The organism is Piscinibacter defluvii (assembly GCF_004011805.1).
Classification (GTDB): domain Bacteria; phylum Pseudomonadota; class Gammaproteobacteria; order Burkholderiales; family Burkholderiaceae_C; genus Piscinibacter; species Piscinibacter defluvii.
Window position 1 is genome coordinate 98,811 of sequence record NZ_RCHJ01000014.1, and the last position, 17,003, is coordinate 115,813.

The following is a 17,003-nucleotide window of genomic DNA, read 5'->3' on the forward strand; positions in this document are numbered from 1 at the left end:
CTCACTTCTCCAGCACAGCCGCCCAGGACGCCATGTGGCGTGCCTCGCGCGGGTTGTCGACCTGGTAGCGCGTCGGGCTGAAGAACAGGCCGGGCGCGTGCAGCAGCTTGCTGATCGGGAACACGATCATCAGCAGCGCCACCAGCGTGAGGTGCAGCAGCAGCAGCGGGTCGCTGGGCAGCGGTTGCCAGTCGAATCGAAGCAGCCCGAGCGTGAAGGCCTTCAGCGCGACGATGTCGGTGTGCGCGACGAAGCGCATCAGCAGGCCCGAGCCGGCGATGGCCAGCAGCAGCGCCAGGTGAAGATGGTCCGAGGGCGTGGAGATGTAGCGCACGCGGTCGACCAGGACCCTTCGTGCCCACAGCCCGGCCAGGCCCGCGGCCATCGCGAAGCCGGCATAGGTGCCGAAGAACTGCACGAAGACGATCGCGCTCCACACCGGCTCCTGGAAGTAGCGCAGGTGGCGCAGCAGCACCAGCAGCAGCGCGGCGTGGAACAGCCAGCCGAAGGCCCAGGTCCACTTGTTCGACTTGAACAGGCTCTCGAACCACAGCACCTCGCGCGCCATGCGCAGCGCGACGCCGGCGCCGCTGGTCGGTGCCGGCGTGGTGGGGATCTTCAGCGGCGCGGGCGCGCGCAGGTAGAGCCGGATGCGCAGCGCCAGGCCGATCACCAGCACCGCGGTGGCCGCGTAGAACAGCAACGCGAACGTGATGGTCAGGATCGGCATGCGAGCTGCTCTTGCGCGCCCAGGGAGTCACACGCAGCCGGTCGGCTTGGGCAGGCCGGCGATCTTGCAGGCCTGCTTGGCCGGGCCGTAGGGGAACAGCTCGTAGAGGTACTTGCTGTTGCCCTTGTCGGGCCCGAGCTGCTTGCCGATCGCCTTGGTCAGCACGCGCACCGCGGGGGCGATCTGGTACTCGTTGTAGTAGTCGCGCAGGAAGTTGACGACCTCCCAGTGGTTGGGCGTCATCTCGACGTTCTCGCTCTGGGCGATGACCTTGGCCACGTCCTCGTTCCAGTCGGCGAGGTTGACGAGGTAGCCTTCCTCGTCGGTGTCGTAGGTCTTGCCGGCGGCTTCGATGGGCATGGCGTTTCTCCTTTGGAAGTCAGAGCCAGGTCTGGTTGTTCGGGTGTTCGGCGACGAGGTCGACGAAGCCGGCGTAGTCGACCGCCGTGACGCCGTCGACCAGCGAGGCGGCGACGCCGCGCGCGTCGAGATCGGGTTTGAGCACATAGACCTTCAGGCGCGGCAGCGCCTCGGCCAGGCCGGCCGAGGCGGCGCCGCCCTTCGTGGCGGCGTACACGCCGTCCTCGATCAGCAGCAGCGCGTGGCCGTCCTGCGCGAAGCGCAGGCAGCTGGCGAGCGAGCTGGTCTGTCGGTGCGACTTGTTGACGATGTGCAGCATGGCCGTTCCTCAGAAGCTCAGGACCACGTCCTGCTCCGCCATCAGCGCCGCCATCTCGGGGGTGGACAGCACCTCGACGTCGACGATCAGGTCGTCTTCGGTGAGTCCACGCGCCTGCAGCGACTCGCGCTCGACGTAGAGCTTCTCGACGTCGTAGCCGTCCAGCGCGCGGTAGGTCTTGGAGTGGTTCTTGATGCCGATGCCGGCGGTGTCCTGGCCCTTCACCAGCTCGTAGACGCCGTCGTCGAGGAAGACCAGGCTCACGTCCTGGTCGAAGGTGGCGGCGATCAGCACCACCTCCAGGCTCTCGAGCGCGTAGATCGTGCCGTACGGGGCCTTGCGGTTGACGAACATGAACTTCTTCATCGTTCAGTCTCCGAAGGTCACGAGCCGATCGGCCTTGATGCCGCTGTCCACCAGCTGGCCGAGGCCGCTGATGCGAAAGCCCGGCGCCAGCACCTCGTCCTTGATGCCGCGGCGCAGCGCGGCGGCGACGCAGACGACGAGGTCCACGCCGTGCTGCTCCTTCAGGGCCGACCATCGGTTGACGATGTGGCGGTCGTCCTGCGGCGGCTCGGTGAGCTTGGTCGCGTTGTAGACGCCGTCGTGATAGAAGAAGACGCGGTGGATCTCGTGGCCCTTGGCGATGGCGGCCTGGCAGAACTGCCAGGCGCTGTCGGCCGCCTGATGGGTGTACGGTCCTTCGCTGACCAGGATGCCGAACTTCATCTCAGAACCTGATGTGCGTGGAGGCGTTCAGGTTGGCCCGCGAGCCGCGCCAGTCGTCGATGAGGTACTTGGTGAAGGGAAGGTCGCACTTCTCGAAGAAGCGCGGCCAGCCGATGCGCTCCACCCAGTCGGACACGCGTTCCCACGAGCGGGCGTCTTCCTTGTAGGTGTAGAGGATCTTCTTGACGATGGCCGACACCTCGGGCCAGCGCGGCGGGTTGTTGGGCAGGCCGCTGGCGACCATCTTCATGAAGGTCGGCTTGCCGCGGGCGTTGGAGTTCTTGCCGCCGACCCAGATCGCCAGCTTCGAATGCTCCGGGTCGTTGATCTGCATCGGCGGGCACGGGGGGTAGCACGCGCCGCAGCAGATGCACTTCTTCTCGTCCACCTCGAGCGAGGGCTTGCCGTTGACCAGCGCCGGGCGGATCGCCGCCACCGGGCAGCGCGCCACGACGGCCGGGCGCTCGCAGACGTTGGCCACCAGGTCGTGGTTGATCTTGGGCGGCTTGGTGTGCTGCACGATGATCGCGATGTCGGCCTGGCCGCCGCAGTTGATCTCGCAGCAGCTGGTGGACAGGTGCACGCGGTTGGGCATGTCCTCGCGGATGAACTCGGTGTAGAGCTCGTCCATCAGCGCCTTCACCGCACCCGAGGCGTCGGTGCCCGGGATGTCGCAGTGCAGCCAGCCCTGCGTGTGGGCGATCATCGACACCGAGTTGCCGGTGCCGCCGACCGGGAAGCCGGCCGTCGTCAGCGCCTCGACCAGCGGCTCGACCTTGGCCGGGTCGCTGACCATGAACTCGATGTTGCTGCGGATCGTGAAGCGCACATGGCCTTCGGCATAGCGGTCGGCGATGTCGCACAACTTGCGGATGGTGTGCACGTCCATCTGGCGCTGCGTGCCGGCGCGCACGCTCCACACCTCGTCGCCGCCGTGGGCCACGTGGTGCAGCACGCCGGGGCGCGGCCGGTCGTGGTAGCGCCAGTTGCCGTAGTTCTTCAGCAGCGCCGGGTGCAGGAAGGGGCGGTTGTCGGGAACGCCGCTCTCGATCGGGGTGCGCATCTGTGCCATCTGCTGCTCCTCAGGCCGCGGCCTTCTTGGCGTTGATGCGCGCGACTTCCTCGTCCCAGCCGTCGGTGCGCACATAGGGGTTGGTGCGGGGCGTCGCGACCATGTTCGGGTCGATCTCCACGCCGATGCCCTCGAGGAAGTTGACGAGGCCGATGCGCTCGATCATCTCGCCGGTGCGCTCGTGCTCGAGCGCGTTCTCGGCGAAGAAGTCGATCACCTTCTGGCCCAGCTCGACCAGGGCCTCGTAGTCCTCTTCGGTCTTCAGCGGCAGGAAGGGCACGACCACGGTGCCCATCAGGTCACCGATCTTCAGCGTGCGCTTGCCGCCGATCAGGATGGTCGCGCCGGTGTCGGTGCCGTGGGCGAGCGCGCCGGTCATCACGTTGATGCAGTGCATGCAGCGCACGCAGTTGCTGTTGTCGATCTCCAGCGCGTGGCTGTCGCTGATCTTCACGCTGGAGATGGTCGGGCCGGTGGCCAGGTCCTTGACCTCCTTGAGCATGATGGTCTTGGTCGGGCAGCGCGAGATCACGTTGTTGACCAGCTCGTTCATGCCGTGGGCGGCGAACCACTTGCGCGCCAGCTCCTCGTCGCTGCGCATGTTGTCGCGCCAGGTGCCGATCACGGCCATGTCCGAGCGCTGGATCGAGTTCATGCAGTCGTTCGGGCAGCCGCTGAACTTGAACTTGAACTTGTAGGGCAGGGCCGGGCGGTGGATGTCGTCGAGGAAGGTGTTGATCACCTGGCGGTGCGCCTTGGCCTCGTCGTAGCAGCTCTGCTCGCAGCGCGCCGCGCCGACGCAGCTCATCGAGGTGCGCACCGCGGGGCCGGCGCCGCCGAGGTCGAAGCCGAGCTCGTTGAGCTCGTCGAAGGCGTCCTGCACCTTGGCGGTGGTGGCGCCCTGGAACATGATGTCGCCGCTCTGGCCGTGGAAGGCGATCAGGCCCGAGCCGTGCTTCTCCCAGATGTCGCACATCTTGCGCAGCACCTCGGTGTTGTAGTGCATGCCCGCCGGCGGCTGCACGCGCAGGGTGTGGAACTCGGCCGCGTCGGGGAACATCGGCTTGTCGTTCTCGTCCTTCAGCTCGGTGAAGCGCGGGATCACGCCGCCGCCGTAGCCGAACACGCCCACCGTGCCGCCCTTCCAGTAGCCCTTGCGGGTGCGGTAGGAGGTCTCGAGCTGGCCCATCAGGTCGACCATGTAGTCCTTCTCCTTCGCCAGCCGCTTCAGGCCGGTGACGAAGCTGGGCCAGGGGCCGCTCTCGAGCTCGTCGAGCATCGGCGTCTCGTGCATCTTCTTGGCCATGGTCGTGTGTCTCCTTGGGGTGAAAGCATCCTAGGGAGCGCTCCCGGTGCCCGCCATCACTCCGGTTGGGTGCGACGCACTACCCGAAAGGGTTATCCGGCCTTACCCGACGCGGTGATAGACGCTGCGCCGCCGCGCCGCGCCCAATGCCGGGCATCAGGAGAACCGGATGCCCCGCGTGACCCCGCTCGCGAAGCTGCGCGTGCCCCTCGGCGGCCAGGAGATCGAGCTGCAGCAGTTCGACCACGACGCCGGAGGCATGAGCCTGCTGCGCACCCGCATCCGCGAGAAGAGCCGCTTCACGGTGTTCGAGGTCGATGCGCAGACCGCCGCCGCCTGGGGCGAGGCGCTGCTGCGCTGGGCGCGCTCGCAGGGAGTCGGCTGAGGTGGCGGACGCGGCCATGCTCGATCTGGTGTTCCCGCTGCACGGCCACGCGCTGCCGCGCGACCACCGCTGGGCGCTCGCGCAGGCGCTCGTCGAGGCGCTTCCGGCGCTCGCCGAGGACCCGCTGGCCGCGGTGCATCCGGTCCGGCTGGTGCCCGGCACGGGCGAGCCGGCGCTGCTGTCGGCGCGTGCGCGGCTGGTGCTGCGCGTGGCCCGTGGCGCGGCCGGCGCGGCGCAGGCCCTGGCCGGCCGCCGGCTGCACGTGGGCGGCTGCACGGTCCAGCTCGGCACGCCGCAGCAGCGCGAGCTGCTGCCGCACACGACGCTGTACGCCCACTTCGTGGACGCCGGCCAGATCGACGCGGGCGACGAGGCGGGCTTCCTGGCCACGATGGGCGAGGAGCTGGCGCGGCTGGAGGTGCGCTGCCAGCGGGTCTGCGGGCGCGCGCAGCGGCTGCGCGGGCCCGACCACACGCTGCAGGGCTACAGCCTGATGCTGCATGGCCTGCGCGAGGCGGGCGCGCTGCGCGTGCTCGAGCACGGCCTGGGCGCGCACCGCCTGATGGGCTGCGGCGTGTTCGTGCCGCACAAGTCGGCCGCCGCCGTGGGCGAGATCGATTGACCACAGGAGAGACGAACCCGATGAGCTACACCGTCCATGGCCGCGAACTCGAGACCGACGAGCAGGGCTACCTGCTGGAGGCGGACTTCAGCGACGAGGTGGTGCCGGTGATCGCGGCGGCCGAGAACATCACGCTGGGCGATGCGCACTGGAAGGTGATCCACTACCTGCGCGACGAGTACCGCGAGCACGGCCACACGCCCAACTTCCGCAACATGCTCAAGGGCCTGGCGGACATCCTGCCCGGCTGCGACAGCAAGTCGCTGTACGACCTGTTCCCGCTCGGCCCGGCCAAGCAGGCGGCCAAGGTGGCCGGCCTGCCGCAGCCGCTGGGCAAGGGCGGGTACTGATGTTGACCCCCAAGACGCTTCGCGTCGCCCCCCCGAGGGGGAGCGTCCGGCTTGGGGCGGCCCGGCGCCGGACTTGATCGCCATGGCCACGCCCCCGCGTCTGAAGGCGCACTGGTTCAAGCCGGAGCAGGCGAAGAATCCGGCGCAGACCGGTAGCGCGATCGCGTTCATCGCCTGGCGCGTGGCCACGCACGCCATCAAGCGGCTGCGCGAGGCGGGCTTCGACATCGACGCCGGCGCGGCCTACTTCGGTGTGCTGCGCGAGCTGCTGGCCTTCCTGCTCGCCGGGGCCGACCGCATCGCCTATGCGCGGCTGGGCGCCGAGGGCCGCACGCCCTTCACCACCACGATGGTGCTGCGCGCCGCGGAGATCCTCGACGAGAACGAGTCCGACCTGCTCGGCCCGCTGGCCGACGGCGCGAGCTACGCCGAGCGCTTCGTCGAGCAGTTCAACGTGCTCTGCGGGCACTACGCCGAGTTCGGTTGGGGCGAGCGCGAGGGGCCGGACTTCGCCTTCACGCGCTACCTCGGCCACCGCCTCGAGCCGCTGGTGCCCGAGAAGGACCGCCGCTGGGTGCTCGACCAGGTGATGGCCGCCGAGGTGCCCGAGGCCGTCGGCCTGCTGCAGCGGGCCATGGACGGCGTGTTCTCCAGCGAACCGCGGCGCACGCGGCACGCGTCCATGAGCGGGGAGTGACATGACTCCCCCCCGTAGCGCCTTCGGCGCTCCCCCCCAGGGGGGCGCCGCCAGCGGCCCGGCGAAGCCGGTTCCGCGGCGGCCGCTTGGCTCGATCGGCGTCGTGCCGCGCGGCACGCGCAGCGGCCCCTTCGATCTCGACGACGAACGTGTCTACCGCGACTGGCGCGAGGTGAAGCTGGCCGATGTGCCGCTCGGCCTCGACACCCTGGTGGTCGACGTACGCGATCCCTTCGCCCTCGGCGAGGGCGAGCGGCGGGCACTGCGCGAGCGCTGTGCACGCTTCAACATGGCGATCTACCGCACCGCCCCGGGCACGGCCGACCCGGCGCTGCCGCGCGCCCTCGGCCGCCAGCTCGGCCTGGAGCGGCTGGACGCCAACTGGCTGGCCGACGAGGACGGCATCTCACCGATCACGGTGCGCGCCGGGGCGGGTCCGGCCGGCGCCTACATCCCCTACACCGACCGCGCGATCCAGTGGCACACCGACGGCTACTACCACCCGGCCGAGCGGCGCATCCGCGGCATGATCCTGCACTGCGTGCGCCCGGCCGCGCAGGGCGGCGCGAACCGGCTGCTCGACCACGAGCTCGCCTACATCGCGCTGCGCGACCTCGATCCGGCCCATGTACAGGCGCTGGCCGCGGCCGACGCGATGAGCATCCCGGAGCGCACCGACGAGGACGGCGTTGCGCGGCCCGAGCAGACCGGCCCGGTGTTCAGCACCGATGCCGACGGCTGCCTCCACATGCGCTACACCGCACGCACGCGCAGCATCGCCTGGAAGGCCGACGCCGCCACGCAGGCCGCCGTCGCCGCGCTGCGCGGCGTGCTCGCCACCTCGCCCTTCGTGCTGGCGCTGCGCCTGGAGGCCGGCATGGGCCTGGTGTGCAACAACGTGCTGCACGATCGCGCGGCCTTCGCCGACGACCCGCAACGCCCGCGGCTGCTGTACCGCGCGCGCTACCTCGACCGCGTCGACCGGGGCTGACCATGTCGCAATGGCTCACCGTCTGGCGCGCCGCCCACCTGGTGGGTGTGTCGCGCGGCGTGCTGCAGCAACGCGTGCGCAGCGGCGAGCTGGCGATCAGCGACGGTCTGGTCTCCACCGAGGCCCTGCTGCGCCTGTACCCGCAGGCGCAGCTGGAGGACGGTGGCGCCAGCGAGCAGGTTGCGCAGATCAAGGAGCAGGCCTTCGGGCGGCGCGTGCGCGAGCGCCTGCTGCCCAGCCAGGAGGTGCTGGCGCAGCGCATGTTCCGCCAGAGCCAGGAGCTGGCGGACCTGCGCCGCCACCTGCAGCGCTACCACGCGCTGGTGCTCGAGCTGCGCGACGCGGCGCGTGCGCAGGCCGAGGCCGCGCCGGGCGACGCGGCACTGCAGCGGCTGGCGAACCAGGCGACGACGGGCCTGGCGCGGGTGCTGGCCACCGAACCCGTCGACCGGCTGGATGCGATGGACGACATGCTCAAGGTGATGTGCGCGCAGGTGACGGTGCGCCCGAGCGGGCACCAGTTCAGCGTCGAGGGCCACGACACGCTGCTGCAGGCCGGCCTGCGCGCCGGGCTCAAGCTCAACTACGGCTGCGGCAACGGCAGCTGCGGCATGTGCAAGGTGCGCGTGATCGACGGCGCGGTGGCGAGGGTGCAGCCTTGCGACTACCCGCTGTCCGAGGCCGAGAAGGTGCAGGGCTACACGCTGATGTGCGCCCACACGCCGGCCAGCAGCGAGCTGACGATCGAGACGCTGGAGGCCGGCGGCCCGCAGGACATCGCGCCGCAGCAGATCCTCGCCACGCTGCGCGAGCTGCGCACGCTGGCGCCAGACACCCGGCTGCTGCACGTGCAGACGCCGCGCAGCCACCGGCTGCGCTTCCTGGCCGGCCAGTCGGTCACGCTCGGGCTCGGCGGCGACGGCGGCGACGACCTGCATGCCACGCTCCCGGTGGCGAGCTGCCCCTGCGACGACCGCAACCTGCACTTCCTCGTCGCCCGCACGGACGACGCGTTTGCACGGCACGTCTTCGGCGGGGGGCTGAAGCCCGGCACACCGATCGACCTGTGGGGGCCGCAGGGCGACTTCGTGCTCGAGGGCGGCGAGCGGCCGCTGGTGTTCGCCGCCTGCGACCTCGGCTTCGCGCCGGTGAAGAGCCTGATCGAACATGCGCTGGCGCGCGACGAGGCGCCCTCGCTCGCGCTGTTCTGGCTCGCCACGCGGCCCGACGGCCACTTCATGGCCAACCAGTGCCGCGCCTGGTCGGCCGCGCTGGACGGCTTCGAGCACCAGCTCAGCTACCACAGCGACCCGGCCGCCGGCGCGCGCCAGATGGCCGAGGCGATGCGCGCCGACCTGTTCGACATCGCCTGCGACTTCTACCTCGCCGGGCCCGAGCCCTTCGTGCAGACGCTGTACGAGGCGCTGCGCGCCGGCGGCGTGGCGGCCGGGCAGATCCACAGCGAGGCCTGCCCATGAGCCGTTGCGAAGGTGCCGAGGTGTTCGCGCTGCAGGTGCTCGGCCAGAGCATGGCGCCGGAGTTCGAGGAGGGCGAGGTGATCGTGATCGAGCCCGACGGCGCGCTGCACGACGGCAGCTTCGTGCTCGCGCAGCTCGACGGGCAGTGGCTGTTCCGCCAGCTGCGCCGCGCGGGCACCGGCTGGCAGTTGCAGGCCCTGAACCCCGCGTTCGCCGCGCGCCCGCTGCCCGACCTCGGCGCGGTGCGCGGCGTCGTGATCCAGAAGGCGCGCCCCGGGCGGCGGCGCGCCGCCAAGCGCTACGTCTGATCCCATGCCCTACTACCTCTACCGCATCATGCCGCTGGGCGTGCTGCACAAGCTCGACCAGTTCGATCGTTTCGCCGAGGCTTCGGCGCGTGCCAAGGCGCTGCGCGCCGCCGACGCGCCCGGCACGCCGGGCCGCGTCAAGGTGATGTTCGCGGAGAACGAACTGCAGGCAGAAGACCTGCTCGGGCAGGTGCGCGAGGCCGGGCCCGCCGGCGACGACTGACGCCGTGAAAGAACCCGACGCACCCGCGTGCTGCCACGGCCCCTCGGCCTGCGTGTTCGCCAAGGCGCTGCTGGCGCGTTCGGCGCAGTGCAGCCTGGCGCAGCGTCAGCCGGTCGGCGAGGCCGACGTGCTGGTGTGCAGCTCGCCGGTGGCGCGCATCAACTGCGGCACCCTGCTGGCGCTGCTGCGCGAACGGTCCAGCTTCGCGCTGCGCCTGCCGCGCCCGCCGGCGCCGCTGGTGCACGCCCGGGCGCTGCAGCTGCAGCAGGGCGGGTTGGCGGCGCTGCAGCGCTGCCTGGAGGCCGGGGCAGCGCAGGCCGACGTGCATGCGCTGGTCGCCCTGGCCCACGAGCGCCACGGCAGCCTGCTGGAGCTGCCCTGGCAGGCGCTGGTCGAGGCGGTCGTCGCCTGGCCGCCGCGCCGGCGCCGCGCGGACCCGTCGTCGTGATGCGGCCGCCGGCCCGCCTGGTGGAGGCGGTGCAGACCAACTGCCACATCGCCGACGCACGCCATGCGCAGGACCTGGGCCTGTGCACCTTCCTGCTGCAGATGCGCGAGTTCCACCGCTGGGAGCGCGGCCTGCCGCTGGATGCGCCACTGGTGCGCGCCGAGGTGGGCGCGTGGATCGCCCGGCGCGAGGCCTTGTGGGCCGAGCTGGAAGGGCGCGAGTTCGTGCCCGTGCCGCTGCCCGGCGGCGCGCGGCCGCAGCCCTTTTCGGTGGAGGAGGTCAACGCGGCGCTGCAGCCGCGCGGCCTCGTCTACGGCGCCGGCTGGGCCGGTGCGGAGCGGCCCGCGTTCTTCGTCGCCGAGCTGCAGGAGCTGCGCCGCCTCGACGAGGACGCGCTGGTTGTGCAGGTCTGCGGGCGCGAGTGGGCGCGCGGCCTGTTCGCGCCGCCGGCCGTGCTGGTGGGCGACACCATCGTGCTGCGCCGCGAGTCGATGGCGCGCTGGCTGTGGGAGAAATACGAGGTGTTCGGGCTGAAGCGGGTGGACGGTCCGTTCCGGGCGGTGGCGCAGGCCTACGGACTGGACCGCGATTTCACGGCCGGGCTGCCGCGCCTGCTGGACGAGCAGGGCGAGACGCTGATCCTGCACGAGCTCGGCGAGCACCGCGCCGGGCGCCGCCTGGGCCCGGCCTGGCCGGCGATGCTGCTGGCGCTGGCCGATCGGCGCAGCGAGCTGCTGGTGCGGGCGCTGCGCGACCAGCTGGCCGACCTCGGCACCACCTTGCCGGCGCTGCTCGAACGGGGCGAGCCGAGCGCGATCCACTTCTGGTTCGCCGGCTACGACGGCCTGCGCCGGCAGCTCTTCCCCGGCCTGCTCGAGGCCTACCACGCCTGGTGCCAGGGGGACGGCGGCGCCGCACTGCAGCAGGCCTGCGCCGCCGGGGACTGCCACTTCGACGACCTCGCGGCGCAGGTGCTGGCACTGCATGCCCGGCACGGCAGCGGCGCCGGCCGCCCGATCGCGCTGCTGCTGGGCTCGCCGGCGGCCGTCTGCGGGCCGTGAGGCGGCGCCGCCCGTCAGCGCAGCGGCTTGCTGATCGTCATCGCGCCGCGGATCTGGCCCACCGCGTAACCGGTGGCCCGGTCCTGCGGGTACAGCTCGGCGAGCCGCGCGCGCACCTCGGCAGGGATGCGCTCGGCACTGCCGTGGCAGGTGGTGCACAGCTCTGCCACCGGCAGCGCGCGCATGTAGCGCATCACCGCGCCGCCGGGCTGCTGCACGATCTCGGCGCGCTCCAGCGTGGCGGGCTTCTCGCCGGCAGCGGCGCGGCGGTCGAAGTCTTCCAGCGCCGCACGTTCCCAGTCATCCGGCACCGCCTTCGGGTTGCGCTCGCGCAATGACACGCGGCGCACGCTCCAGCCGGACTCCTGCGACGCGGCGCGCGCCAGCGTCGGCGCCTCCTCGCGGCACACGCCGATCGCATGGGCCGGCCCGCCGCGCTCGATCTCGGCGGTGAGCACCGCGGCCAGCTTCGGCGGCACCGAGGCGGCGACGCGGCGCGCCTCGTCGACCCAGGCGTCCTGCGCGGCGGCGGGCAGGCACAGCATGGCCAGCATCACGGGCAGGGCATGTGGTTTCATCCTTCACTCCTCGCGCTCGGCGCGCCAGGTGATGTACTTCAGCGTCGCGACCGCGCCGAGCATGATCGAAGCGAGCGCAAGGAAGGACCCGAGCGCCAGCGTCGACACCCCGGTCAGCCCCTGGCCCACCGTGCAGCCGGTGGCGGTGACGCCGCCGAAGCCCATCAGCACCGCGCCGACCAGCTGGTTGCGCAGGTCTGCCAGCGAGGCGAAACCTTCCCAGCGGAAGCTGCGCGTGGCCAGGGCCCAGGCGGCCGAGCCGAGCGCGACGCCGAGCGCCGAGGCGATGCCGAAGCTCAGGTGCAGCGACTTGTCGGTCCACAGCATCAGCAGCTCCAGCCCGTAGGCCAGCGGGGCGACGAAGCTGAGCGACTCGAGCGTGCGCGTGTTGGTGGCGAAGTAGCCGGTCTCGAGCGTCTCCGGGTTCTCGCCGAAGCCGAGGTGGCCGCTGACGTACCAGCCGCCCACCACCAGCATGCCCAGCACCAGGCCGCCCAGCCACTGCGTCGGGTTGGCACGGAAGCGCCGGTCGGCGAACACGAACGCAAGCAGCGCCAGCGCGAGTGCGCCGGCGGCGACCAGGCGCGCCAGCGTCGGCGCGACACCGGCGGCCGCCAGCAGCGTCGGCAGCCCCTGGTCCGCCCAGCCGAAGCGCGTCAGGTCGAGCGCGACCGGGTCGAGCCAGGCGGCGCGCCATTGCCCGAACAGGCCCTTGAGCGTCATGTAGCCCGAGATCGCGAGGAAGGTCAGCACCACCAGCGAACGCACGCTGCCCCCGCCGACGCGGATCAGGTTCTTGTTGGCGCAGCCGCCGGCCAGCGACATGCCGACGCCGAACAGCGTGCCGCCGACGATCAGCGAGAGCCAGCTCAGGCTGGGCCGCTGGTAGATGCTCTTGCCCAGGTCCACCAGGCCGGCCTGCGCCAGCGCGTTGGCGCCGACGATGGCCACCGCGATGGCCAGCAGCCACATGCGCATGCGCCCCCAGTGGCCCATGTTGACCACGTCGGACAGCGCACCCATGGTGCAGAAGTTGGACCGGTTGGCCACCGCGCCGAAGATGAAGGCGAGCGCGAAGCCGCCTGCGACGACGACGACGGCGGGGTTGGTGGCGAGTTCCATCTCGGTTCCTTCCGGCCGTGTCGCCCTCAGCGCGTTCCCGCGCCGGCCAGCCGGCCCAGGGTGGTGTGGATGAGGTCGGGCGCGCGCACGATGCGCATGAACTGGCCCATGCCGAGCGCGGGCCAGGACAGTGCGATGCGGTAGCGCCCGTACAGCGCGTACACCTTGCCGTCGACGATGTAGATCTCGTAGGGCAGGGCGGCCACGTGGTCCGGGCCGATCCGGCCGGCCCACCAGCCCTCGCCGCTGTCGGGATCGTTCATCGCCACGCCGATCACCGCCAGCTTCGCCTCCGGCAGCACGATCTCGTAGACGGCGGAGGTGCCGCCCAGGCCCTGGGCGAGGTTGGCGCGCACCGTGCCGAGCGCCTCGTCGAAGCTCGCGAAGCCGTTCAGCTCGTGGCGCGGCGAGTCGATCCGCTCCATGCCGATCATGTAGCGGTAGGCGGGCAGCTCGGCCTCGGGAACGTCGCCGCCGAACGCACCGCGCTCGCCCAGCGCGTGGGCCAGGCGGGCGCGCACGGCCTGCAACGCGGGCTCGGCGGCGTCGAAGCCGCCGCGCAGGTAGGCGCGGCCCCAGTAGCCCGGGTTCATGTACGACACGCTGCCGTCGCTGCGCACGCCGATGCGGATCGGCGCGGCGAGGATGGCACTGCCCCCAGCACGGCGCGCCGCCTGCGTCAGCGCCGGATCGGTGACGACCAGGCTGCCGTGCTTCGGCAGCCCCGGCGGCAGGTGGCGGCCGACCACGGTGAAGCCGTCGTCGCGCAGGCGCTGCTCGAGGCGGCCCATCAGCGCGGGCAGTTCGCCGGCGGGCAGCGGTTCGCCTTCGACGTAGGGCCCGATCGCCAGGCAGGCGGGCGCGAGCAGCAGGGCGGCCAGCGCCGCGAGCAGTCTCTTCACGCGGTGTCTCCTCGCGCCGCCGGTCTGCGCCGGTCGTGCGCGGCGGGCTTCAGATGAACAGGCAGACGTCGGTCTCGCCGGCGAACTTCATGAACGTGGCCGCGCCGCCGTATTCGATGCCGCCGATGAAATCGTCCTTGCTGAACTCGAACAGGTCCACCGTCATCTGGCAGGCGATGAACTTGACCTCGGCTTCCTGGCACAGGTCGCGCAGCTGCTCGAGCGAGGCCACGCCCTTCTTCTTCATCTTGGCCTTCATCATCGAGGTGGCCATTGCCTCCATGCCCGGCAGCACCGAGACGATCACCGGCATCGGCACGGGCATCGGCATTGCCGGGTTGCCGATCGGGCTGATGGCGATGCCGCTCAGGTCCTTGCGCAGCAACTGCAGGCCGTAGAAGGTGAAGAACACCTGCACCTCCCAGCCGAGCGCCGCCGCCGTCGAGGCGAGGATGAGCGGCGGGTACGCCATGTCCAGCGCACCCTTGGTGGCGATGATCGCCATCTTCTTGGCCGGCATCGCCTCAGGCCTTCTTCAGGAAGAACACGTACTTGCCGCTCTCGGTGCCCGAGTGCAGCAGCGCATTGCCGGTCTGCTCGGCGAAGGCGGCCATGTCGCACACCGAGCCCGGGTCGGTGGCGACGACGCGCAGCACCTGCCCCGAGGCCATGTCGGCGAGCGACTTCTTCGTCTTGACGATGGGCAACGGGCAGGCCAGCCCCGAGGCGTCGAATTCCTTGTCGAAGTTCATGCATGTCTCCAGCGCAACTCCCGGCTATTAGCGCGGCGGGGGCGGCCAACGTCTATTACCGCGATGGGTGAGGCCCGATAGCCCATCTGGGTAATGGGGTTTCGCGGCCGTGGCGTTCACGATCCATGGTCGTCGAACGGCGTTCGCAAGGAGACATGCGCCATGACCCATCGTCGAGACGTACTGGTTCGTGGCGCGGCCGTGGCCGCCGCGCTGGCCGGCCTGGGGCTGCTGCCGAGGGCGGCGCAGGCGGCCTGGTCGCAGGCGGCGTTCGAGGCGAAGTCGATGGCCGAGCTGATGAAGGCGCTCGGCCATGCGGCGCCCGCGGAGAGCAAGGACGTCACGCTCAGCGGCCCGGACATCGCCGAGAACGGCGCCGTGGTGCCCGTGGGCGCGGCCAGCACGCTGCCGGGCGTCAAGCGCCTGCTGCTGCTGGTCGAGAAGAACCCGAACATGCTGGCCGCGCTGTTCGACGTGACCGACGCGGTGGAGCCGAACATCGCCACGCGCGTGAAGATGGGCCAGTCGTCCAACGTGTTCGCCGTGGCGATCACCGGCGACGGCAAGGTGCTCTACGCCGCCAAGGAAATCAAGGTCACCCTCGGCGGCTGCGGCGGCTGAGGCGGGGGCATCCAGGAGAACTCAGATGGCAGACCCGATGCGCATCCGCGCCCAGGCCCAGGGCGACAAGACCACCGTGCGCGTGCTGATGAGCCACGAGATGGAAACCGGCCAGCGCAAGGACAGCGCCGGCAAGCCGGTCCCCGCCTGGTTCATCCAGGAGGTGAGCGCGTCGCACAACGGCAAGCCGGTGATGACGGCGCAATGGGGCCCCTCGGTGGCGAAGAACCCGTTCCTGCAGTTCACGATCAAGGGCGCCAAGGCCGGCGACAAGGTCTCGATCAGCTGGAAGGACAACAAGGGCGACAGCCGCAGCGACGAAGCGACCGTGTCCTGAGCCGGCGCTCGGCTCGCGCCGGACCGGGGCCCGCCGCCGATGTCCTATCTCGACGACCCGCGTGTCCTGTTCGCGGCCGAGCGCACCCTGCTGGCCTGGCAGCGCAGCGCCATCGCGCTGATGGGCTTCGGCTTCGTGGTCGAGCGCTTCGGCCTGTTCCTGCGCATGGTGTCCAACCAGCCGCTCTCGCCCTCGCAGCGCGGCTTCTCGCTCTGGCTCGGGGTGGCGCTGCTGCTGACCGGCGCGGTGGTCGCGGTGATCTCGGCGCTGCAGTTCCGCAACGTGGTGCGCGGCCTCGGCGACAAGGAAATCCCGCGGCCCTACTGGACCGAGGTCGGGGTCTGGCTGAACTTCCTGCTCGCGGCGATCGCGCTCGCGCTGGCCGTGCACTTCGTGACCAGCGGCTGAGGCCGCGTGGTGGCATGGCGGGGATTTTGGTGGCGCTTCAGGGACTCGAACCCCGGACCTGCGGATTATGATTCCGTCGCTCTAACCGACTGAGCTAAAGCGCCTGAGCCCGCCATTATATCCGCGTCGCGGAGGCGGAGTGACCCCCTCGCCACCGCCCCGCCCCCGATGTTCAGCTTCTTCCGCAAGAAACCCGCCGCACCGGCCGAGCCGGCGGTGGGTTCCCCCGCCACGCCCGATGCGGCACCGAGCGCCGCGCCGGCCGCCGCCGAGCCCGAGCGCGCCGGCTGGTTCAGCCGCCTGCGCCAGGGCCTGCGCCGCACCGGCAGCAGCATCGCGCAGGTCTTCACCGGCACGAAGATCGACGACGCGCTGTACGAGGAGCTCGAGTCCGCGCTGCTGATGGCCGATGCCGGCGTGCCGGCCACCGCCTACCTGCTCGACGACCTGAAGCGCCGCGTCAAGGAGGCCAAGGCCACCGAGCCGGCCGCGGTGAAGGCGCTGCTCGCCGACGGTCTCGCCGAGCTGCTCGCGCCGCTGCAGCGGCCGCTGGAGATCGGCGGCCAGCAGCCGACGGTGATCATGGTGGTGGGCGTCAACGGCGCGGGCAAGACCACCAGCATCGGCAAGCTGACGCGCCACCTCGCCGACGGCGGGCAGAAGGTGCTGCTGGCGGCGGCCGACACCTTCCGCGCCGCGGCGCGGGCGCAGCTCGCGGTGTGGGCGGACCGCAACCGCGTCGAGATCGTCGCCCAGGAGGGCGGCGACCCGGCCGCCGTCACCTTCGACGCGGTGGTGGCCGGCAAGGCGCGCGGCTGCGACGTGGTGATCGCCGACACGGCCGGCCGCCTCACCACGCAGGCGCACCTGATGGAGGAGCTGAAGAAGATCCGCCGCACGATCGGCAAGGCCCAGGAGGGCGCGCCGCACGAGGTGCTGCTGGTGGTGGACGGCAACACCGGCCAGAACGCGCTGGCGCAGGTGCAGGCCTTCGACGCGGCGCTGCAGCTCACCGGTCTCGTGATCACCAAGCTCGACGGCACGGCCAAGGGCGGCGCCGTCGCCGCGCTCGCACTGTGGGCGCGTGCGCGGGCGCAGCCGCTGCCGGTCTACTTCATCGGCGTGGGCGAGAAGCTCGAGGACCTGCAGACCTTCGATGCGCGCGAGTTCGCGCACGCGCTGCTGGACTGACGCGCGCGGCCCG

At 71.2% G+C, this 17,003-nt stretch carries 26 protein-coding genes and 1 tRNA gene; 14 read left to right on the forward strand and 13 right to left on the reverse strand.

What is annotated here, in order from left to right; all coding sequences use genetic code 11:
• Position 1: 1 nt before the first annotated feature.
• Genes D9C15_RS21415 through dsrA form a run of 7 tightly spaced genes read right to left on the reverse strand, consistent with a single transcriptional unit; the run spans position 2 to position 4,516 of the window.
• Positions 2-730 (reverse strand): respiratory nitrate reductase subunit gamma, encoded by a 729-nt coding sequence (locus D9C15_RS21415; protein ID WP_128000506.1) that lies wholly within the window; start codon positions 728-730, stop codon positions 2-4.
• Between the two features lie 27 nt (positions 731-757).
• Positions 758-1,090: a TusE/DsrC/DsvC family sulfur relay protein gene (locus tag D9C15_RS21420; protein WP_128000507.1), complete on the reverse strand. Its 333-nt coding sequence runs from the start codon at positions 1,088-1,090 to the stop codon at positions 758-760.
• A gap of 19 nt (positions 1,091-1,109) precedes the next feature.
• A complete protein-coding gene (gene tusB / locus D9C15_RS21425) occupies positions 1,110-1,409 on the reverse strand; it encodes a sulfurtransferase complex subunit TusB (RefSeq protein WP_128000508.1) in 300 nt (99 codons plus the stop codon).
• A 9-nt stretch (positions 1,410-1,418) separates the two neighbouring features.
• Positions 1,419-1,775 (reverse strand): sulfurtransferase complex subunit TusC, encoded by a 357-nt coding sequence (gene tusC, locus D9C15_RS21430; RefSeq protein WP_128000509.1) that lies wholly within the window; start codon positions 1,773-1,775, stop codon positions 1,419-1,421.
• A gap of 3 nt (positions 1,776-1,778) precedes the next feature.
• Positions 1,779-2,138, reverse strand: coding sequence for a sulfurtransferase complex subunit TusD (tusD, locus tag D9C15_RS21435; protein ID WP_128000510.1), 360 nt, complete (start codon positions 2,136-2,138; stop codon positions 1,779-1,781).
• 1 nt (position 2,139) lies between these two features.
• Entirely contained in the window at positions 2,140-3,210 is a 1,071-nt protein-coding gene (dsrB, locus tag D9C15_RS21440) for a dissimilatory-type sulfite reductase subunit beta (RefSeq protein ID WP_128000511.1), read from the reverse strand.
• Between the two features lie 10 nt (positions 3,211-3,220).
• Complete coding sequence (gene dsrA / locus D9C15_RS21445; protein WP_128000512.1) at positions 3,221-4,516, reverse strand: dissimilatory-type sulfite reductase subunit alpha; 1,296 nt, start codon at positions 4,514-4,516, stop codon at positions 3,221-3,223.
• 169 nt (positions 4,517-4,685) lie between these two features.
• Here dsrA and D9C15_RS21450 point away from each other — a divergent pair, with 169 nt between their 5' ends.
• The 10 genes from D9C15_RS21450 to D9C15_RS21495 all read left to right on the forward strand — a co-directional run bounded on the left by D9C15_RS21450 (position 4,686) and on the right by D9C15_RS21495 (position 11,079).
• Positions 4,686-4,901, forward strand: a complete 216-nt coding sequence (locus D9C15_RS21450; protein WP_128000513.1) for a DUF6967 family protein — start codon at positions 4,686-4,688, stop codon at positions 4,899-4,901.
• Positions 4,902-4,917: 16 nt separating this feature from the next.
• Positions 4,918-5,523 carry a type I-MYXAN CRISPR-associated protein Cas6/Cmx6 gene (gene cas6, locus D9C15_RS21455; protein ID WP_164886806.1) on the forward strand — a complete coding sequence of 202 codons (606 nt, stop codon included), beginning with the start codon at positions 4,918-4,920 and terminating at the stop codon, positions 5,521-5,523.
• 20 nt (positions 5,524-5,543) lie between these two features.
• Positions 5,544-5,873, forward strand: coding sequence for a TusE/DsrC/DsvC family sulfur relay protein (locus D9C15_RS21460; protein WP_128000515.1), 330 nt, complete (start codon positions 5,544-5,546; stop codon positions 5,871-5,873).
• 82 nt (positions 5,874-5,955) lie between these two features.
• Positions 5,956-6,570 (forward strand): hypothetical protein, encoded by a 615-nt coding sequence (locus D9C15_RS21465; RefSeq protein ID WP_128000516.1) that lies wholly within the window; start codon positions 5,956-5,958, stop codon positions 6,568-6,570.
• A gap of 1 nt (position 6,571) precedes the next feature.
• Entirely contained in the window at positions 6,572-7,561 is a 990-nt protein-coding gene (locus D9C15_RS21470) for a TauD/TfdA family dioxygenase (RefSeq protein ID WP_128000517.1), read from the forward strand.
• Positions 7,562-7,563: 2 nt separating this feature from the next.
• Positions 7,564-9,039: a 2Fe-2S iron-sulfur cluster-binding protein gene (locus D9C15_RS21475; RefSeq protein ID WP_128000518.1), complete on the forward strand. Its 1,476-nt coding sequence runs from the start codon at positions 7,564-7,566 to the stop codon at positions 9,037-9,039.
• Complete coding sequence (locus tag D9C15_RS21480) at positions 9,036-9,347, forward strand: S24 family peptidase (RefSeq protein ID WP_128000519.1); 312 nt, start codon at positions 9,036-9,038, stop codon at positions 9,345-9,347. The genes D9C15_RS21475 and D9C15_RS21480 overlap by 4 nt, the downstream gene beginning before the upstream one ends.
• A gap of 4 nt (positions 9,348-9,351) precedes the next feature.
• On the forward strand, positions 9,352-9,570 hold the full coding sequence (locus D9C15_RS21485) for a hypothetical protein (protein ID WP_128000520.1): 219 nt from the start codon (positions 9,352-9,354) through the stop codon (positions 9,568-9,570).
• 4 nt (positions 9,571-9,574) lie between these two features.
• Positions 9,575-10,018, forward strand: coding sequence for a hypothetical protein (locus D9C15_RS21490; RefSeq protein WP_128000521.1), 444 nt, complete (start codon positions 9,575-9,577; stop codon positions 10,016-10,018).
• The gene (locus D9C15_RS21495; RefSeq protein WP_375138814.1) at positions 10,018-11,079 is read left to right on the forward strand and encodes an Sfum_1244 family protein; all 1,062 of its coding nucleotides are present in this window, start codon (positions 10,018-10,020) and stop codon (positions 11,077-11,079) included. Before D9C15_RS21490 ends, D9C15_RS21495 begins: the two co-directional genes overlap by 1 nt.
• 14 nt (positions 11,080-11,093) lie before the next feature.
• Here D9C15_RS21495 and D9C15_RS21500 read toward each other — a convergent pair whose 3' ends face one another.
• From D9C15_RS21500 to D9C15_RS21520, 5 genes are read right to left on the reverse strand one after another with little or no spacing between them, the layout of a single operon-like run.
• On the reverse strand, positions 11,094-11,657 hold the full coding sequence (locus tag D9C15_RS21500) for a Tll0287-like domain-containing protein (RefSeq protein ID WP_128000523.1): 564 nt from the start codon (positions 11,655-11,657) through the stop codon (positions 11,094-11,096).
• A 3-nt stretch (positions 11,658-11,660) separates the two neighbouring features.
• Positions 11,661-12,779 (reverse strand): YeeE/YedE family protein, encoded by a 1,119-nt coding sequence (locus D9C15_RS21505; protein ID WP_128000524.1) that lies wholly within the window; start codon positions 12,777-12,779, stop codon positions 11,661-11,663.
• A gap of 26 nt (positions 12,780-12,805) precedes the next feature.
• Positions 12,806-13,681, reverse strand: coding sequence for a DUF302 domain-containing protein (locus D9C15_RS21510; RefSeq protein ID WP_205854869.1), 876 nt, complete (start codon positions 13,679-13,681; stop codon positions 12,806-12,808).
• A gap of 49 nt (positions 13,682-13,730) precedes the next feature.
• Positions 13,731-14,201, reverse strand: coding sequence for a sulfur carrier protein DsrE2 (dsrE2, locus tag D9C15_RS21515; RefSeq protein ID WP_128000525.1), 471 nt, complete (start codon positions 14,199-14,201; stop codon positions 13,731-13,733).
• 4 nt (positions 14,202-14,205) lie between these two features.
• Entirely contained in the window at positions 14,206-14,433 is a 228-nt protein-coding gene (locus tag D9C15_RS21520; protein ID WP_128000526.1) for a sulfurtransferase TusA family protein, read from the reverse strand.
• 162 nt (positions 14,434-14,595) lie between these two features.
• Between D9C15_RS21520 and soxY the strand changes: the two genes are divergently transcribed.
• From soxY to D9C15_RS21535, 3 genes are read left to right on the forward strand one after another with little or no spacing between them, the layout of a single operon-like run.
• A complete protein-coding gene (soxY, locus tag D9C15_RS21525; RefSeq protein WP_128000527.1) occupies positions 14,596-15,054 on the forward strand; it encodes a thiosulfate oxidation carrier protein SoxY in 459 nt (152 codons plus the stop codon).
• 25 nt (positions 15,055-15,079) lie between these two features.
• Complete coding sequence (soxZ, locus tag D9C15_RS21530; RefSeq protein ID WP_128000528.1) at positions 15,080-15,391, forward strand: thiosulfate oxidation carrier complex protein SoxZ; 312 nt, start codon at positions 15,080-15,082, stop codon at positions 15,389-15,391.
• Between the two features lie 39 nt (positions 15,392-15,430).
• Complete coding sequence (locus D9C15_RS21535) at positions 15,431-15,799, forward strand: YidH family protein (protein WP_128000529.1); 369 nt, start codon at positions 15,431-15,433, stop codon at positions 15,797-15,799.
• A 27-nt stretch (positions 15,800-15,826) separates the two neighbouring features.
• On the opposite strand, the gene D9C15_RS21540 is transcribed toward D9C15_RS21535, so the two are convergent.
• Positions 15,827-15,903: transfer RNA gene (locus D9C15_RS21540), tRNA-Met, on the reverse strand.
• Between the two features lie 64 nt (positions 15,904-15,967).
• Between D9C15_RS21540 and ftsY the strand changes: the two genes are divergently transcribed.
• Positions 15,968-16,990, forward strand: a complete 1,023-nt coding sequence (gene ftsY, locus D9C15_RS21545; protein WP_128000530.1) for a signal recognition particle-docking protein FtsY — start codon at positions 15,968-15,970, stop codon at positions 16,988-16,990.
• Positions 16,991-17,003: the final 13 nt, after the last annotated feature.

Bases quoted from the DNA above. Each gene is read 5' to 3' on its own strand.
- D9C15_RS21520 (WP_128000526.1), bottom strand. From the start codon at position 14,433: ATGAACTTCGACAAGGAATTCGACGCCTCGGGGCTGGCCTGCCCGTTG.
- D9C15_RS21415 (WP_128000506.1), bottom strand. From the start codon at position 730: ATGCCGATCCTGACCATCACGTTCGCGTTGCTGTTCTACGCGGCCACC.
- D9C15_RS21450 (WP_128000513.1), top strand. From the start codon at position 4,686: ATGCCCCGCGTGACCCCGCTCGCGAAGCTGCGCGTGCCCCTCGGCGGC.
- soxY (WP_128000527.1), top strand. From the start codon at position 14,596: ATGACCCATCGTCGAGACGTACTGGTTCGTGGCGCGGCCGTGGCCGCC.
- D9C15_RS21495 (WP_375138814.1), top strand. From the start codon at position 10,018: ATGCGGCCGCCGGCCCGCCTGGTGGAGGCGGTGCAGACCAACTGCCAC.
- soxZ (WP_128000528.1), top strand. From the start codon at position 15,080: ATGGCAGACCCGATGCGCATCCGCGCCCAGGCCCAGGGCGACAAGACC.
- tusD (WP_128000510.1), bottom strand. From the start codon at position 2,138: ATGAAGTTCGGCATCCTGGTCAGCGAAGGACCGTACACCCATCAGGCG.
- ftsY (WP_128000530.1), top strand. From the start codon at position 15,968: ATGTTCAGCTTCTTCCGCAAGAAACCCGCCGCACCGGCCGAGCCGGCG.
- D9C15_RS21465 (WP_128000516.1), top strand. From the start codon at position 5,956: ATGGCCACGCCCCCGCGTCTGAAGGCGCACTGGTTCAAGCCGGAGCAG.
- dsrB (WP_128000511.1), bottom strand. From the start codon at position 3,210: ATGGCACAGATGCGCACCCCGATCGAGAGCGGCGTTCCCGACAACCGC.
- cas6 (WP_164886806.1), top strand. From the start codon at position 4,918: ATGCTCGATCTGGTGTTCCCGCTGCACGGCCACGCGCTGCCGCGCGAC.
- D9C15_RS21480 (WP_128000519.1), top strand. From the start codon at position 9,036: ATGAGCCGTTGCGAAGGTGCCGAGGTGTTCGCGCTGCAGGTGCTCGGC.
- D9C15_RS21475 (WP_128000518.1), top strand. From the start codon at position 7,564: ATGTCGCAATGGCTCACCGTCTGGCGCGCCGCCCACCTGGTGGGTGTG.
- dsrA (WP_128000512.1), bottom strand. From the start codon at position 4,516: ATGGCCAAGAAGATGCACGAGACGCCGATGCTCGACGAGCTCGAGAGC.
- D9C15_RS21535 (WP_128000529.1), top strand. From the start codon at position 15,431: ATGTCCTATCTCGACGACCCGCGTGTCCTGTTCGCGGCCGAGCGCACC.
- D9C15_RS21500 (WP_128000523.1), bottom strand. From the start codon at position 11,657: ATGAAACCACATGCCCTGCCCGTGATGCTGGCCATGCTGTGCCTGCCC.
- D9C15_RS21460 (WP_128000515.1), top strand. From the start codon at position 5,544: ATGAGCTACACCGTCCATGGCCGCGAACTCGAGACCGACGAGCAGGGC.
- D9C15_RS21485 (WP_128000520.1), top strand. From the start codon at position 9,352: ATGCCCTACTACCTCTACCGCATCATGCCGCTGGGCGTGCTGCACAAG.
- D9C15_RS21420 (WP_128000507.1), bottom strand. From the start codon at position 1,090: ATGCCCATCGAAGCCGCCGGCAAGACCTACGACACCGACGAGGAAGGC.
- D9C15_RS21505 (WP_128000524.1), bottom strand. From the start codon at position 12,779: ATGGAACTCGCCACCAACCCCGCCGTCGTCGTCGTCGCAGGCGGCTTC.
- tusC (WP_128000509.1), bottom strand. From the start codon at position 1,775: ATGAAGAAGTTCATGTTCGTCAACCGCAAGGCCCCGTACGGCACGATC.
- tusB (WP_128000508.1), bottom strand. From the start codon at position 1,409: ATGCTGCACATCGTCAACAAGTCGCACCGACAGACCAGCTCGCTCGCC.
- D9C15_RS21470 (WP_128000517.1), top strand. From the start codon at position 6,572: ATGACTCCCCCCCGTAGCGCCTTCGGCGCTCCCCCCCAGGGGGGCGCC.
- dsrE2 (WP_128000525.1), bottom strand. From the start codon at position 14,201: ATGCCGGCCAAGAAGATGGCGATCATCGCCACCAAGGGTGCGCTGGAC.